The sequence below is a fragment of the Kocuria sp. BT304 genome, from assembly GCF_003290245.1.
Classification (GTDB): Bacteria; Actinomycetota; Actinomycetes; order Actinomycetales; family Micrococcaceae; genus Kocuria; species Kocuria rhizophila_A.
Genome location: NZ_CP030039.1, coordinates 2,624,064 through 2,639,300, shown reverse-complemented (window position 1 = coordinate 2,639,300; position 15,237 = coordinate 2,624,064). Strand labels below are relative to the sequence as shown.

13 protein-coding genes are annotated in these 15,237 nt (G+C 71.5%); 6 read left to right on the top strand and 7 right to left on the bottom strand.

Going from position 1 to position 15,237, the window contains the following annotated elements; genetic code table 11:
• The first annotated feature begins 344 nt into the window (after positions 1–344).
• From DNL27_RS11555 to xdhC, 3 genes are read left to right on the top strand one after another with little or no spacing between them, the layout of a single operon-like run.
• Positions 345–1,868, top strand: coding sequence for a xanthine dehydrogenase small subunit (locus tag DNL27_RS11555; RefSeq protein WP_012399211.1), 1,524 nt, complete (start codon positions 345–347; stop codon positions 1,866–1,868).
• Positions 1,865–4,243 carry a xanthine dehydrogenase molybdopterin binding subunit gene (xdhB, locus tag DNL27_RS11550; RefSeq protein ID WP_112235634.1) on the top strand — a complete coding sequence of 793 codons (2,379 nt, stop codon included), beginning with the start codon at positions 1,865–1,867 and terminating at the stop codon, positions 4,241–4,243. Before DNL27_RS11555 ends, xdhB begins: the two co-directional genes overlap by 4 nt.
• A 1-nt stretch (position 4,244) precedes the next feature.
• Entirely contained in the window at positions 4,245–5,039 is a 795-nt protein-coding gene (gene xdhC / locus DNL27_RS11545) for a xanthine dehydrogenase accessory protein XdhC (protein ID WP_112235633.1), read from the top strand.
• 19 nt (positions 5,040–5,058) lie between these two features.
• On the opposite strand, the gene DNL27_RS11540 is transcribed toward xdhC, so the two are convergent.
• Positions 5,059–5,553 carry a nucleoside deaminase gene (locus DNL27_RS11540; protein WP_204360297.1) on the bottom strand — a complete coding sequence of 165 codons (495 nt, stop codon included), beginning with the start codon at positions 5,551–5,553 and terminating at the stop codon, positions 5,059–5,061.
• Positions 5,537–7,162 (bottom strand): nucleobase:cation symporter-2 family protein, encoded by a 1,626-nt coding sequence (locus tag DNL27_RS11535; RefSeq protein ID WP_112235632.1) that lies wholly within the window; start codon positions 7,160–7,162, stop codon positions 5,537–5,539. The genes DNL27_RS11540 and DNL27_RS11535 overlap by 17 nt, the downstream gene beginning before the upstream one ends.
• Positions 7,163–7,470: 308 nt before the next feature.
• Between DNL27_RS11535 and DNL27_RS11530 the strand changes: the two genes are divergently transcribed.
• Positions 7,471–8,034 carry an AAA family ATPase gene (locus tag DNL27_RS11530; RefSeq protein WP_112235631.1) on the top strand — a complete coding sequence of 188 codons (564 nt, stop codon included), beginning with the start codon at positions 7,471–7,473 and terminating at the stop codon, positions 8,032–8,034.
• Between the two features lie 128 nt (positions 8,035–8,162).
• Here DNL27_RS11530 and DNL27_RS11525 read toward each other — a convergent pair whose 3' ends face one another.
• The gene (locus DNL27_RS11525; protein ID WP_112235630.1) at positions 8,163–9,812 is read right to left on the bottom strand and encodes a thiamine pyrophosphate-binding protein; all 1,650 of its coding nucleotides are present in this window, start codon (positions 9,810–9,812) and stop codon (positions 8,163–8,165) included.
• Entirely contained in the window at positions 9,809–11,254 is a 1,446-nt protein-coding gene (locus DNL27_RS11520) for a sodium:solute symporter (protein WP_012399204.1), read from the bottom strand. The genes DNL27_RS11525 and DNL27_RS11520 overlap by 4 nt, the downstream gene beginning before the upstream one ends.
• Before the next feature lie 195 nt (positions 11,255–11,449).
• On the opposite strand from DNL27_RS11520, the gene speB reads away from it, so the two are divergent.
• Together speB and DNL27_RS11510 are read left to right on the top strand one after the other, a co-directional pair.
• Entirely contained in the window at positions 11,450–12,487 is a 1,038-nt protein-coding gene (gene speB / locus DNL27_RS11515) for an agmatinase (protein ID WP_012399203.1), read from the top strand.
• On the top strand, positions 12,487–13,668 hold the full coding sequence (locus DNL27_RS11510; RefSeq protein WP_041297745.1) for a PLP-dependent aminotransferase family protein: 1,182 nt from the start codon (positions 12,487–12,489) through the stop codon (positions 13,666–13,668). The genes speB and DNL27_RS11510 overlap by 1 nt, the downstream gene beginning before the upstream one ends.
• Positions 13,669–13,783: 115 nt before the next feature.
• Here the strand turns inward: DNL27_RS11510 and DNL27_RS11505 are convergent, their stop codons facing one another.
• The 3 genes from DNL27_RS11505 to DNL27_RS11495 all read right to left on the bottom strand — a co-directional run bounded on the left by DNL27_RS11505 (position 13,784) and on the right by DNL27_RS11495 (position 15,004).
• Positions 13,784–14,389 (bottom strand): hypothetical protein, encoded by a 606-nt coding sequence (locus DNL27_RS11505; RefSeq protein WP_112235629.1) that lies wholly within the window; start codon positions 14,387–14,389, stop codon positions 13,784–13,786.
• Entirely contained in the window at positions 14,367–14,462 is a 96-nt protein-coding gene (locus tag DNL27_RS12655; protein ID WP_370447114.1) for a hypothetical protein, read from the bottom strand. Before DNL27_RS12655 ends, DNL27_RS11505 begins: the two co-directional genes overlap by 23 nt.
• A 146-nt stretch (positions 14,463–14,608) precedes the next feature.
• Complete coding sequence (locus DNL27_RS11495) at positions 14,609–15,004, bottom strand: type IV toxin-antitoxin system AbiEi family antitoxin (RefSeq protein WP_112235628.1); 396 nt, start codon at positions 15,002–15,004, stop codon at positions 14,609–14,611.
• Positions 15,005–15,237: the final 233 nt, after the last annotated feature.

Here is a 15,237-nt window from a genome sequence, read left to right as displayed (position 1 = left end):
AGACTCCGTTCGGATCGGCTTGGGATCGGGCGGCGGGGACGAGCGCGTTGCCGCGGCAAGGGCCTGCCCGGGCTCGACTGCCGGTTGTCGGCATCTGATATATCTGTTGTCCGTACACGGTATGTGAGCCGTGTCACCCTCGTCAACGGGGTGGTCCACCGCCTTGCGGCAGAGCATGTGATCTGGCTAACGTGGCCCAACAGCCTACGGCGGGTCCGGATCGGACTATCTACCGGGCGAGCACACACGCACTGCACTGGTTCCGCGCCAGCGAGCTCCCGGTACGGCTGGGCACTGATCCGCTGCGCGCTGCACCCGGTGGCTTGTCACGAGGAGCCAGCGCCATGAACGACATCCGGTTGACCGTCAACGGACGGGAGCGGGAACTCTCCGCGCTCGCCCCGCACACGCGACTGCTCGACGCGCTGCGGGAGCAGGGCCTGACCGGGGCCAAGGAGGGGTGCGCCGAGGGGGAGTGCGGGGCGTGCGCCGTGCTCGTGGCCCGGCCCGACGGTGACGACCGCACCCGGTGGACCTCCGTCAACGCATGCCTGCCCGCCGCAGCGGCCTTCGACGGCCAGGAGGTGGTCACGGCCGAGGGGCTGGGCACGGCTCCTGGCCCGCGCGGTCCGGGCACCCTTCACCCCGTCCAGCGCGAGATGGCCACGCGCGGCGGCTCCCAGTGCGGGTACTGCACCCCCGGTTTCGTGTGCGCCATGGCCGCCGAGTACTACCGCCCCGAACGCTGCGCGCCCGCAGAACCGGCGTCGCAGGGCGGGGCGGGGGAGACCGGAACGGAGGCGGTGGGCGAGGAGCACGCCACCGACCACGAGTGCGGCCCCAACGGCTTCGACCTCCACGCCCTGAGCGGCAACCTGTGCCGCTGCACCGGCTACCGGCCCATCCGCGACGCCGCCTACGCCCTGGGCCGGCCCGAGGACACGGACCTGCTGCGCCGTCGCCAGGAGGATCCCGCCCCTGCAGCGCGCCCCACCCGGCTCGAGGTGGACGGCGCCCGTTTCGTGCGCCCCGCACGCATGGCGGAGCTGTTCGAGGCCCTCGCCGAGGATCCCGAGGCACGGCTCGTCGCGGGCTCCACGGACCTCGGGGTGGAGGTCAACATCCGTCACGTCCGGCCCCGCACGGTGCTGGCGGTGGACCGGCTGGAGGAGATGCGCGATCTCACCGTCAGCGCGGACCGGCTCGAGATCGGCGCCGGGCTCAGCCTCTCCGAGGTCGAGCGGGCCCTGGAGCACCGGGTGCCGCTGCTGGACGAGCTGTTCCCCCAGTTTGCATCCCGCCTGATCCGCAACGCCGCCACGTTCGGCGGCAACCTGGGCACGGGCTCGCCCATCGGCGACTCCGCCCCGGTGCTGCTGGCCCTGGGCGCGTCACTGGCCCTGGCGTCGTCGTCCGGGGAGCGGGAGGTGCCGCTGGACGAGTACTACACCGGGTACCGAGAGAGCGTGCGCCGCCCGGACGAGATCATCCGCGCGGTGCGCATCCCGCTGCCGGTCGCGAACACGGCCGCGTTCCACAAGATCGCCAAACGCCGCTTCGACGACATCTCCAGCGTCTCGGTGGCCATCGCCCTGCAGGTCGACGACGCCGCCGTGACCCACGCGCGGATCGGCCTGGGCGGCGTCGCCGCCACGCCCCTGCGGGCGCGGGAGGTCGAGGAGGAGCTGACGGGCAGGCCGTGGAACCGGGAGACGGCGGTGGCCGCGGCCCTCGCCCTGAGCCGGCAGGGCACCCCGATCGACGACATGCGTGCGAGCTCCCGCTACCGCTCGGCCATGCTCCAGCAGTCCATGCTCAAGTTCTGGGCTGGTGCGCAGCCCGTGCAGGCCCAGGAGGTGCGCTCATGACATCGCTCGCGGATCGTCCCGAGAACCCGGTGGTGGGCCGCGCCGTGGCCCACGACAGCGCGGCGGAGCACGCCACCGGCGAGGCGCTGTACACGGACGACCTGATCCACCGGAGCCAGAACGTGCTGCACGCGTGGCCCGTGCAGGCCCCGCACGCCCATGCGCGGATCACGTCCCTGGACGCCGCTCCCGCGCTGCAGGTCCCCGGCGTGGTGCGCGTGCTGACGGCGGAGGACGTCCCCGGGACCAACGACTCCGGGATCAAGGGGGACGAGCCCCTGTTCCCCCGCGAGGTGATGTTCCACGGCCAGGCGGTGTGCTGGGTGCTGGGCGAGACCCTCGAGGCCGCGCGCCTCGGGGCGCAGGCCGTGGCCGTGGAGTACGAGCCCCTGGAATCGATCGTCACCCTCACGGAGGCGATCGCGGCCGGGAGCTTCCAGGGCGGTCAGCCCACGGTCAGCCGGGGGGACGCAGAGGCCGGGCTCGCGGGTGCGCCCCACCGTTTCAGCGGCGAGTTCGAGTTCGGCGGACAGGAGCACTTCTACCTGGAGACGCACGCGTCCCTCGCGCACGTGGACGAGGGCGGGCAGGTGTTCATCCAGTGCAGCACGCAGCACCCCACCGAGACCCAGGAGATCGTGGCCCACGTGCTGGGCCTGCACAACCATGACGTGACGGTCCAGTGCCTGCGCATGGGCGGCGGGTTCGGCGGCAAGGAGATGCAGCCCCACGGCTTCGCGGCGGTCGCAGCACTGGGCGCCACCCTCACCGGCCGGCCCGTGCGGGTGCGGCTCACGCGCAACCAGGACATCACCCTGTCCGGCAAGCGCCACCCGTACCACGCGCAGTGGGAGGTGGGCTTCGACGAGGACGGCCGCCTCCTCGCGCTGCGGGCCACCGTCACGTCCGACGGCGGGTGGAGCCTGGACCTGTCCGAGCCGGTGCTGCAGCGCACCCTGTGCCACATCGAGAACGCGTACTGGATCCCGGACATCGAGGTGCACGGCCGGGTCGCACGGACGAACAAGACCTCTCAGACGGCCTTCCGCGGCTTCGGCGGACCCCAGGGGATGCTCGTGATCGAGGACGTCCTGGGCCGCTGCGCGCCGCTGCTGGGTCTGGACCCCACGGAGCTGCGCAGCCGCAACCTCTACACCCCCGGCCAGCTCACCCCCTACGGGCAGCCCGTCCGCCACGCGGAGCGCCTGAGCGCCATCTGGAACGAGCTGCACCGGCGCGCGGACATCACCCGGCGGCGTCGGGAGATCGATGAGTTCAACGCCACCCACCCGGACGTGCACCGCGCGCTCGCGGTGACGCCCGTGAAGTTCGGGATCTCCTTCAACCTCACCGCCTTCAACCAGGCCGGGGCCCTGGTGCACGTGTACCGGGACGGGTCCGTGCTGATCAACCACGGCGGCACCGAGATGGGCCAGGGGCTGCACACCAAGATGCGCCAGGTGGCGGCCACCGCACTGGGTGTCCCGCTGGAGGCCGTGCGGCTCGCCCCCACCCGCACCGACAAGGTCCCCAACACCTCGGCCACCGCCGCCAGCTCCGGCTCGGACCTCAACGGCGGGGCCGTGAAGAACGCGTGCGAGCAGATCCGGGAACGGCTCGCCGAGGTCGCGGCCCGCGAGTTCACCATCCACCCGGACGACGTCCGCTTCGTGGACGGGATCGTCACCGGGCTCGGTTTCCACGACCGCGAGATGACGTTCGCGGAACTGGCCCACACGGCCTACTTCCAGCGGATCTCCCTGTGGGCCGCGGGCTACTACCGCACCGACGGGCTGCACTGGGACGCCCAGCGGATGCAGGGCGAGCCCTTCAAGTACTTCTCCTACGGGGCCTCCGTGTCCGAGGTGGAGGTGGACGGCTTCACCGGGGCGTACCGGCTGCTGCGCACGGACATCGTCCACGACGTGGGAGACAGCCTCTCCCCGCTCATCGACGTGGGACAGATCGAGGGCGGATTCGTGCAGGGCACCGGGTGGCTCACCCTGGAGGACCTGCGCTGGGACGAGTCCGACGGGCCCGCCCGCGGTCGGCTCACCACCCAGGCGGCGAGCACCTACAAGCTCCCGAGCTTCTCCGAGATGCCCGAGGAGTTCAACGTGCACCTCTTCGAGAGGGCGACCGAGAGCGGCGTCGTCTACGGCTCCAAGGCCGTGGGGGAACCGCCGCTGATGCTCGCGTTCAGCGTGCGCGAGGCGCTGCGCGACGCGGCGGCGTCGTTCGGGCCGGAGGGGCACAGTGTGCGGCTCGCGAGCCCGGCCACCCCCGAGGCCGTGTTCTGGGCCGTCCAGGAGGCGCGGGAGGCCGCCGACGCCGCAGAGCCCGCCCGGTCGCCGGACGCCCCGGCAGCCGTCTGACGTGGACTGGCTGGACGCCCTGCAGCTGCTGCGCGAGGAGGGCTCGCCGGGCGTGCTCGTGACCGTCACGGACGTGCGGGGCCACGCGCCACGACGGGCCGGGACCAAGATGGTGGTGGCGGCCGAGCGCACGTGGGACACCGTGGGCGGCGGCAACCTCGAGGCCACGGTGGTCGAGCGGGCACGGGCCCTGATCGCCGCGGACACGGACGAACCGCAGACCCTGGAGTTCTCCCTGACCGAGCACGCGCCCGTGGAGCACGCCCGGCAGTGCTGCGGAGGCGTGGTGAAGGTGCTGATCGAACCGCAGCGCGCCCGCCCCGTGGTGGCGGTCTTCGGCATGGGGCACGTGGGCTGGGAGCTGGCGCACGTGCTGTCCCGGTTCCCCGTGCGCGTGCACCTGGTGGACAGCCGCGCCGAGCACGTGGCGCCCGCCCGGTTCGAGGGGCTCACCGGCGGTCCGGCGCGCCTGGAGCCGCGGCACAGCCCAGCGCCCGAGAACGCCCTGGGCGAGCTCCCCGCCGGGGCGCACGTTCTGATCATGAGCCACGACCACGCCGAGGACTTCATCCTGTGCGACGCCGCGCTGCGCCGGGGGGACCTGGCCACCGTGGGACTCATCGGGTCCTCCGCCAAGTGGGCGCGGTTCCGCAAACGGCTCGTGGCCGAGGGGCACCCGGCGGCCGTGGTGGACGCCATCACGTGCCCCATCGGGCTCCCCGGTGTGCCGGGCAAGTCCCCCGCGGCGATCGCGGTGAGCGTCGCGGCCGCGCTGCTCGAGCAGTTCGGGCCGTAGGGGTCCCTGACCGGGCCGGTCAGTAGGTGGTGCGCTGCGCGTTCGCCGCCCACCGCTCGAAGGGCTCGGTGCGGGTGTCCAGGGCCACGTGGCGCACGGGCAGCAGCGCGTCCTTCTGCTCGGGGGTGGCGGTGAAGAAGTCGTAGAAGGCGGCGTCGTCGAAACCGCCCGCCGCGGCGTCGTGCCGGTCCGCGGCGAAGAAGACCCGCTCCAGGCGCGCCCAGAGGGCCGCGGAGAGGCACATGGGGCACGGCTCGCGGCTCGAGTAGAGGGTGGCGCCGCCGAGGTCGTGCGTCCCCAGCGCGGAGCACGCGGCGCGGATGGCGCAGACCTCGGCGTGGGCGGTGGGGTCGTTGTCCGCGGTCACGCGGTTCACGGCGGTGAACTCGCGCCCGTCAGCCGTGACGAGCAGGGCACCGAACGGGCCGCCGTCCGCGGCCGCGTTGCGCGCGGCGGCGTCGATGGTGGTGCGAAGGTGCCGGTGGACGCTGTCCTGCTCAGGGGCGTTCGTCATGGCGGGCTCCTTCCGCACCGGGCTCGCCCCGGAGCTCGTCCTGGGCGTAGACCCGGTGGATCTGGCCGGTCTCCGTGAGTTCGCCGCTCTCCACGCGGCGGCGGGCGTCCTCCACCAGGTGGTCCTCGACAACCGCCACCTCCTGACCGTCCCCGGCCACCAGGCGGCCGCCCAACACGGTGTCGCCCTCCTCCAGGCCCTGCACGAAGGAGCGGGGCAGCACGCGGGGCGGAGCGGCCGCGAACACCGAGGAGTCCGGCCGCGAGCCCCACGTGATCTCGTTGAAGAGGATGTTCAGCAGCACGGCGGTGAGCGCGGCGGCGCTGATGCCGGAGCCCAGCACCACCTGGGTCCACGCGGGGAACTGCTCGTAGAAGCCCGGGGAGACCACGGGGATCAGGCCCATGGCCATGGCCACCGCCACGACCACCAGGTTCAGCCCCGAGCGGTAGTCCACGCCGCCCAGCGTGCGGATTCCCGACGCCGCCACGGTCCCGAACAGCACGATGCCGGCACCTCCCAGCACGGGCGAGGGCACCGCGGCCACCACGCGGCCGAGCACGGGCAGCAGGCCCAGCACCACCATGATCACACCGGCTCCGGCCACCACGAAGCGGCTGCGGATCCCCGTGATGGCCACAAGCCCCACGTTCTGCGCGAAAGCGGTCTGGGTGAAGGAGTTGAACACGGGGGACACCGTGGAGGAGAGCATGTCCGCACGCAGCCCGTTGGCGATGCGCTTCGAGTCCACGCGGGTCTCGGCCACCTCGCCCACGGCCACAATGTCCGCGGTGGTCTCGGTCATGGTCACGATGATCACCACGAACATGCCCAGCACGGCCGAGGCCACGAACAGCGGGGTCCCGAAGGCGAACGGGGTGGGGAACCCGACCACGGGCCCCTCTCCCACGCCGGAGAACGAGGCCTGACCGGTCACGGCGGCCACCACGGTGCCGATCACGATGGCCAGCAGGATGGACAGCCGGGAGATGGCGGCGGAGCCCACCTTGGACAGCAGCAGCACCACCAGCAGGGTGAACGCGGCCAGTCCGATGTTGCCCACGGAGCCGTGCCCGGGACTGTCCTGGGGGCCAAGGGCCCATCCGGCGGCCACGGGCATCAGCGTCACGCCGATGGTCGTGATGACCACGCCCGAGACCACGGGCGGGAAGAAGCGGATGATCTTGGCGAAGAACGGTGCGAGCACGAACCCCAGGGCGGAGGCCACCAGGATGGCACCGAAGACCACGCGCAGTCCCTCGTCCCCGGGGGTGCCCTGGAGGATGGTGAGCATGGTGGCCACGCCCGCGAAGGACACGCCCTGCACCAGGGGAAGCTGCGCCCCCAGGAACGGCACCCCCACGCTCTGCAGGATGGTGGCGAGGCCCCCGGTGAACAGGGCGGCGGCCACCAGGATCCCCGTGGCCGTGGCGTCCAGGCCGGCGGCGTTGCCGATGATGAGCGGCACGGCGATCACCCCGCCGTACATGGTGAGCACGTGCTGGAGTCCGTACGCGAGGGACTTGCCGACCCCCAGGTAGGCGTCCTCCGGGCGGCGGGGCGCACCCGCTGCATCTGGTGCGGTGCTGGTCTTCGGGAGGCGCTTCACAGCGATCGACCCCTCATTCTTGAGCCGCTGGGCCGGGTGCACACGCCGGTGGTGGTCCGTACCTGCGCGTCCTCCGACCCGGAACCGGTCTGGTGGATCCGCGTCCCGAGGGTGGACCGCGGCGACGTGGAGGGAGTTGAGCGTAACCGGCTGCGAGTGTGAGGTGCAACACGCCCGCTTTTCGGATCGAGGCGGGTGACTTCCAGGATGCGGAAGCAGGTGGAGTCTCTGCGGGCTCCCGCCCAGTGGTTCGCCACTGCTCGACCCGGCAGCGGTTCCGATCCTCGCCAGCCCGTAGGCTCACCCCCATGACCCACCAGCTGCCTCCTCCCCGCCGCATCCTGGTGGCCGGGGTCAGCGGCGCGGGCAAGACGACGCTCTGCCGGGAGGTCGCGCGGCGGTCCGGGATCCCACACACCGAGGTCGACGCCCTGTTCCACGGCCCAGGCTGGACGCCGCGCCCCGAGTTCGCGGCGGAGGTGAAGTGCCTGGCAGCCCAGGAGGCATGGGTCACGGAGTGGCAGTACGACGCCGCACGGCCCCTTCTCGCCGAGCACGCCGACACGCTCCTGTGGCTCGACTTCCCCTTCTGGGCGGTGACGTTCCCGCGCGTCGTGCGCCGGACTGTGCGGCGCAGTCTGTGCCGCGAGGTGCTGTGGAACGGCAACAGGGAAGCCCCGCTGCGCAGCATCCTCACGGACCCGGAGCACATCATCCGCTGGGCGTTCGTCACCCGGCACGCCTACCGGGAGCGCATCCCCGCTGTGGAACGCACCCATCCGGCCCTGCGGGTCGTGCGGCTGCGCACCCCGCGGGAAGCCCGCGCGTGGGTCGCGGCCGCGTGGCCCCTCGACGACCACGCGGCGGTCTGATTCTCTCCGCAGGTACGGCGCGCACTGGTGCGGCAACAACAAACTGCCCCGGGACGGGACGTGGCCGCCGAACGAGGTGTTCGGCGGCCACGTCGTGCCTCGGGCGGGTGCGCCGGGCGCGGCCCCGCTCAGATCTTCAGGTGCACCAGGCTCGGCCCCTTGGTGGCGAGCGCCTTCTGCACGGTCTCCGCGAGGGTGTCCATGGTGGCGGGGAACCCGGTGGCGCCGAAGCCCTCCGCGAGCTTCACCCAGTCGGGCTGCACGAGGTCCACGGCCAGGGGGTCGATGTCCCGGTCCACCATGTTCTGCCGGATCTCCCCGTAGCCCCCGTTGTCCACGCAGATCACGGGCAGGTCCAGGTTCAGCTCCACCGCGGTCATGAGCTCCTGGATGGAGAACATCAGGGCACCGTCCCCCACCAGGCACACCACGGGACGCTCCGGGGCGGCCAGCTTGGCGCCCACCGCCGCGGGCAGCCCGTAGCCCAGGGTCGCGTACGTGCCCATGTAGAGCAGCGAGTGCGGCGCGGGCGCACGGAAGAACGTGGTGGAGCCCATGTAGGTCACCTGGGAGGAGTCACCGGCCAGGATGGTGTCGTCCGGGACCACCTCCATGATGGTCTCGTTGAGCGCGGCGAGGTCCGGGGCCCACTGGCGGCCCTCCTCGTCCATGGCGTCGAAGACCTCGCGCAGGTCGCGCTCGGGGCGGGGCTCGGCGCCCGAGGCCTCGAACGAGGCGCGCAGCCCGTCGATCAGCTGCGGCACCACGGCCGCAGCGTTGCCGGGGACCTCCACGTCCGGGGCCAGGTTGCACAGCATCTGGTCGCGCATGATGTCCACGCGCACGATCGGGCCCTGCGGGGTGATGTCCCCGCCCCACAGCTCGGCCTCGCCCACCTTGGAGCCGATCACGAGCAGCGCGTCCGCGGAGCGCAGGAACTCGTGCGCGGTGCTCAGCCGCAGGTCCGCGCCCAGTGAGAGCCGGTGCTTCTCGGGGATCGCACCCTTGCCGTTGGTCGTGGTGATCACGGGCGCCTCGAGCAGCTCGGCCAGCTCCAGCAGCCGGGGCCCGGCCGCGAGCGAGCCGCCGCCGGCCAGGATGACCGGGCGCTCACTGGCCGCGAGCGCGGAGACTGCCGCGGCGACATCGTGCTCCGGGGCGGGCGTGGGCTCGCCGAGGGGGCGCGGTGCGGTGGCCGACTCGGGTACGTCCGCCGGGGTCTCGAGGATGTCCAACGGAATCTCGATGTGGATGGGGCGGGGCCGCGAGTGCGCGAAGTCCCGCATGGCGTCGTGGATCATGGTCACGGCCTCGGCGCCGGAGGTCACGCGGCGGGAGACGCCCACGATCGCGTTGACGGCGGCGGAGGGGTTCTTGGTCTCGTGCAGCGAACCGATGTCCCGGAAGTCGTGCCCCACGGGCCGCCCCGGGGACAGCAGAATCATGGGTCGGGACTCGGCGTACGCGGTGGCCGCGCCGGACAGCGAGTTCAGCAGGCCGGGACCGGAGGTGGTGATCACCACGCCGGGCAGCCCGCGCACCTGGGACCAGCCGTCCGCGCCGTAGGACGCGCCCTGCTCGTGGCGCGTGGTGATCGCCGTGATCCCGAGCTCGCGCAGCGGCCGGTAGAACTCCAGGGAGTGGGTTCCGGGGATCCCGAACACGGTGTCGATCCCGTAGCCGCGCAGGGTCTCCAGCACGGCCTTGGCCACGGTGCGCTCGGGGTACGACGCCGCCTGGGTCCCCCCGGTCTCGGAGGTGCTGTTCTCGGTGCTCATGCCTTGGACTCCTGGATGCGTCGGTTCCACTCGTGGGAGATCTGGGGTGCGGTGGGTGTGGTGACCAGCGACACCACCACGAATACTACGGCCGAGCTGACGAGCCCCAGGTAGATGGGGGCGTTGGCCAGCACGCCGAAGACGCCCATGCCCGCCACGGTGGCGACGACGCCCGCGGCCATGGACCACATGGCACCCGCCGCGGTGCCCCGGCGCCACACGAGACCGCCCAGCACGGCCACGAGCAGCCCGCCCACCAGCAGGTCATAGGCAATGGTCAGGGCCACCACGGTGGAGCTGACCAGCATGGACAGCACCGTGATCACCAGGCCCACGACCACCACGTAGACGCGGTCCTTGAGAACGGAGGCGTCCTCGGAACGGGCGCGGGCGACGTCGTCCGCCGGGGCGCCGAACATCCCCCGCAGGGTGGGGACCACGTCCACGCGGGCCACCGTGGCCGCCGCGATCGTGGCGCCGGAGGCCGTGGACATCATGGCGGCGACACCCGCCGCGAGCACCACGCCGCCCAGGCCCACGGGCACGTGGTACTGCGCCATGGCGGCGAAGGCCTCCTCCGGGGCGTCGAGCGTGGGCAGCACGGCGGCCGCGGCGGTGCCGATCAGCGCCCCGGCCACCCCGTAGAGCGCCACGTACCCTGCCGCGGCCAGACCGCCCCAGCGGGCCACCCTGGGGGAGCGGGCCGTGAACACGCGCTGCCAGATGTCCTGGCCGATCAGCATGCCGAAGCCGTAGACCACGAACTGGGTGACGATCGCCTGGAAGCCCATCGAGCCCGCGGAGAAGAAGGAGGCGTCCAGCCGCTCGGTGATCCCGGACCAGCCACCCCCGGCCGCGAGGGAGAAGGGCAGCAGGATCGCGAAGATCCCGATGGTCATGAACACGAACTGCATGAGGTCCGTGAGCGTGATGGACCACATCCCGCCCAGCACCGAGTAGGCGATCACCACCGCGCCGCCCAGCAGGATGGCCCAGGGCCGGGAGATGGGGAACAGCACGGAGAAGATCGACGCGTAGGCCGCGGTGGAGGTCACGGCGATCATCACGGTGTACGCGAGCATCACGAACGACGACGCCGTGGCCCCACCGCGCGCGCCGTAGCGCAGCTGCAGCATCTGGGAGACCGTGAACACCTTCAGCGACTGGATGCGCGCGGCGAAGAACAGGCTCAGCACCGCGAGTCCGGTGGCGATGGCCACCACGAGCCACATCCCGGAGATGCCGTACTGGTAGCCCAGGCCCACCCCGCCCACGGTGGAGGCGCCCCCGAGCACCACGGCGGCCATGGTGGAGGTGTAGAGCCCCGCGCCCAGGCGACGGCCGGCCACGCGGTAGTCGGTGGCGGTGCGCGCACGGCGCGCGGCCCACAGTCCGATCACCACCATTGCGGCCAGGTACAGCACGATCACGATCACGTTCACGGGGGTCTCTCCTCGGACGGGGGCCACGGCGCCGGGCGTCCGGGCACGGCTGTGCTCTCGGGTGTGAGCGTGGCGTTAGGGTTTATGCACCAGGTCACAGAAAGTACCACCGACACGGTGGATCGCAGCATGACGGGGCCCCAGCGACGTGGCCCCGGACGTCTCCCGGATGATCCCGGGACGAGAGGAGCACGGGTGGAACCGGAACGCATCGTCGAGACCAACAGCGCTGGTGAGCAGCGGGTGGGGCCCGTGAACGCGGCCCTCACTCCGCGCTGGGCCGGGCCCGCCACGTTCGCGCGGCTGCCCCGCACGGACCAGGTGGAGCACACGGACGTGGCCGTGGTGGGCGTGCCCTTCGACTCCGGGGTGTCCTACCGCTCCGGGGCGCGCTTCGGGCCGAACCACGTCCGCGAGTCCTCCCGCCTGCTGCGCCCCTACAACCCGGCGCAGAACCACTCGCCGTTCGCCAACCTGCAGGTCGCGGACGCCGGGGACATCGTGGGCAACCCGTTCGACATCCCCGAGGCCATCGATTCCATCGAGACCGCGGCCAAGGAGCTCATGGGGGAGTCCACCAAGGTGGTGGCGATCGGCGGTGACCACACCATCGCCCTGCCCCTGCTGCGCGCGGCGCACTCGCGCCACGGCAAGGTGGCGCTGCTGCACTTCGACGCCCACCTGGACACGTGGGACACCTACTTCGGCGCCGAGTACACCCACGGCACCCCGTTCCGCCGGGCGTTCGAGGAGGGGATCATCGACACCGACGCCGTGATGCACGTGGGCACCCGCGGTCCGCTCTACGGCACGCAGGACCTCGAGGACGACGCCCGCTTCGGTTTCGAGATCGTCTCCTCCGCGGACGTCATGCGCTCCGGCGTGGACGCCGTGGTCGCGGCCCTGCGCGAGCGCGTGGGGGACCGCCCGCTCTACATCTCCCTGGACATCGACGTCCTGGACCCCGCCCACGCCCCCGGCACCGGAACCCCCGAGGCCGGCGGCATCACGAGCCGCGAGGTCCTGGAGATCCTGCGCGGACTGCGCGGGCTGGACGTGGTCGCATGCGACGTCGTGGAGGTCTCCCCGGCGTACGACCACGCCGAGCTCACCGGCATCGCCGCCGCGCACGTGGTCTACGAGCTGATCTCCCTGATCAGCCTGGGGGCCGACGCCGCCGCGGACGGTCCCGCGTACGGCATCTCCGGCGCGCGCTACGGATCGGAGCAGTGATGGAGTTCGCATCCCGCGCGGACGAGTTCCGCCCCTCCCCGGTCCGCGCCGTGTTCGAGGTGGCCCGCGACCCCTCCGTGGTCTCGCTGGCCGGCGGCAACCCGGACCTCTCCGTGCTGCCCGCGGACGCCGTGGGCGACGTCGCGTCCCTGCTGCTGCGCGGACGCGCCGGGGAGATCCTGCAGTACGGCTCCGGTGCGGGCGTGGACGGGCTGCGCGAACTGGTCGTGAAGCTCATGGCCCGCGGCGGCTCCGCCGTGACCGGCGCGGACATCCTGCCCACCACGGGCTCGCAGGCCGGACTGGACCTCGTGACCAAGCTCTACTGCAACCCCGGTGACGTGATCGTGGCCGAGGGGCCCACCTACGTGGGGGCGCTGGGTGTGTTCGGCGCCTACGAGGTGGACGTGCAGCACGTGGAGATGGATCACGACGGCATGCAGCCGGAGGCCGTGGCTCAGGCGCTCGATGAGCTGGCGGCCCAGGGAAAGCGCGTGCCGTTCGTGTACGTGATTCCGAGCTTCCAGAACCCGACCGGCGTGACCATGCCGGAGGAGCGGCGTCGTGAGCTCGTGGAGGTGTGCGCGCAGCGGGACGTGATGATCGTGGAGGACGACCCGTACGCGCTGCTGTCCTTCGACCGCAGCGATCCCCGGCCCTCGATGCACGGGATGGCTCCGGAGCACGTGATCCACCTGGGCAGCTTCTCCAAGATCTTCGCGCCCGGGCTGCGCGTGGGCTGGATGGCGGCACCCCCGGAGGTGCGTGGCCGGCTGCAGATCGCCGCGGAGTCCGTGGTGATCCACCCGTCCAACCTGGCGCAGTCGCTCGTGACCTCGTGGGTGGGCTCCGAGCACTGGGAGCCGGCGCTGGACCGGGCCGTGGAGCTCTACAAGGAGCGGTGGACCGCCATGGAGGAGGCGCTCACGGAGTACATGCCGGACTCGGCATCCTGGACCACGCCCTCCGGCGGGTTCTTCACGTGGGTCACCGCGGACGAGCTGCTCGGCAAGGACGTGCTGGCCGAGGCGGTGGCCAACGGCGTGGTGCTCGTGCCGGGTTCCGCGTGCTACATGGACGGCCGGGAGTCCAACGCGGCCCGGCTCGCGTTCTCGGGCGTGGCGCCCGCGCGCATCCGCGAAGGGGTCAGGCGTTTCGCGGAGGTCCTGGGAAGCCTCTGACGGGCACGCGCTCCGACGCATGGTGCGACGGTCTCGGGCGGGAGGGTGAACCCTCCCGCCCGAGGTCTGTCCGGGCGAGGCGCCCGCAGGTAGCAGTGTGGTGCTCGCGGACTTTTCAGGTGACTGCGGACAGCAGCGCGGTAATCAGGGCTTGCCGGCGACGCACGTCGCTCGTGAGGAACAACTGAGGTGCCGTCGTGAACCGCCCGGCAAGCAGGGCAGCATCGGCATTCCTCAGATCGGCGGCGAGTTCAATTCTGACGGGGGTAGAGAAAATCGTGGCCACTTCGCGGGACAACAGCGCTACGGCTGCCAGGTCCTGGTCGAAGTCATGCTCCATGAGCAGCCTCTGTCCACGTTCGGTCTCGTAGAGCTCAGTGCGGACCGCTTCGGATTCCGTGTACCAGTGGCACGCCACCGCTAGATCCCGGGCGTCCTTGGTGTCGTGAAGGGCAGCTCTGACGGCCCAGGAACGCAGCTTCAGCGCGGTGCATCCCGCGGGCGAGGGCATCCGGACGGTGACCTCGCGAGGGCCAATGTCGACGTCCTGGGCATGGCGGTGAACGTCTTGGAAACCGGCGACGGTCCATCCCTCCTTGCGCGGCGGAGGCGTGAGGGTTCCCGGCGGTTCCTCGAGCTGGGCGCCGAGAGGCATGAAGTCCACGGGGATGCCGCCCACGACATCCAGGACTCCGGGATCAGGGACGCCAAAGGTGAGCATGCGTGTCCTTCACGTACTGAGCTGCTTCGAGCTGGCGGGGTTCGCCGGCGGCCTTCAGATCGGCGTACGTCAGGAGCGGCGGGGCAGGAGCCGGGAAGGACGAGGGTGGTGGATCTTCAACGCCCGGGGGACCCAGAACGTGGTGTGGACCATGATGTTCGGCGTCTCGTCCGTCCGCCAGCGGTTGCCGAATATCATCTCGGGCGAGAGGCCCTCCACCTAGCGGGTGGCGGTTTCAGGGTTGTTGATCCACGGGGCCGCCTGCTCGCCGCTCACGTAGACCACCCCGTGACTCGCAAGGCTCAAGTGGCCGGGATCGCCGTGAAACTGCTGTACCAGCGTTTTGGGGCCGAGGCCGGTGACAAAAGCGTCGGCCCACCGTTCGGTGAGGATCTCCCTGCGCATCAGACGCCTGCTGCGGCGATCCAGAAATCCTTGCTCGTCGAGAAGCTTCAGCGTGGACTGGGCTTGACCCAGGGACACCTTTGCGGCGGCCGCGAGTGCCCTGACGGGGGCTTCGAGCAGCTCGGGCCAGGACGGCAGCGCGAAAACGACCTGTGCACGCCGAGGGGTGAAGAGCCCGGCTGACGGTCGGACCGTTCGGCGGTCCTGCACCGTGGCCGGATCGGGCCGTCGGTCACCACAGCGCGGAAACGCTGGGACCCCAGGGGGTGCGTGAGGAGGAGGGGTGTGGGCGTCTCACGTGCCAGGTCTCGCAGTGATGAGGGGCCATCGGCGCCAAGGCGGTACTCGTTCAGACGCCTCTCGATGGAGGTCTGCAGGGTTTCACTCACAGGCCCTCCGTTCATTCATTTCCTGTGTTCGGGATAAACGAACGCGGGTAAAAA

Bases quoted from the DNA above. Each gene is read 5' to 3' on its own strand.
- DNL27_RS11555 (WP_012399211.1), top strand. From the start codon at position 345: ATGAACGACATCCGGTTGACCGTCAACGGACGGGAGCGGGAACTCTCC.
- xdhB (WP_112235634.1), top strand. From the start codon at position 1,865: ATGACATCGCTCGCGGATCGTCCCGAGAACCCGGTGGTGGGCCGCGCC.
- DNL27_RS11540 (WP_204360297.1), bottom strand. From the start codon at position 5,553: ATGACGAACGCCCCTGAGCAGGACAGCGTCCACCGGCACCTTCGCACC.
- DNL27_RS11530 (WP_112235631.1), top strand. From the start codon at position 7,471: ATGACCCACCAGCTGCCTCCTCCCCGCCGCATCCTGGTGGCCGGGGTC.
- DNL27_RS11525 (WP_112235630.1), bottom strand. From the start codon at position 9,812: ATGAGCACCGAGAACAGCACCTCCGAGACCGGGGGGACCCAGGCGGCG.
- DNL27_RS11510 (WP_041297745.1), top strand. From the start codon at position 12,487: ATGGAGTTCGCATCCCGCGCGGACGAGTTCCGCCCCTCCCCGGTCCGC.
- DNL27_RS11505 (WP_112235629.1), bottom strand. From the start codon at position 14,389: ATGCTCACCTTTGGCGTCCCTGATCCCGGAGTCCTGGATGTCGTGGGC.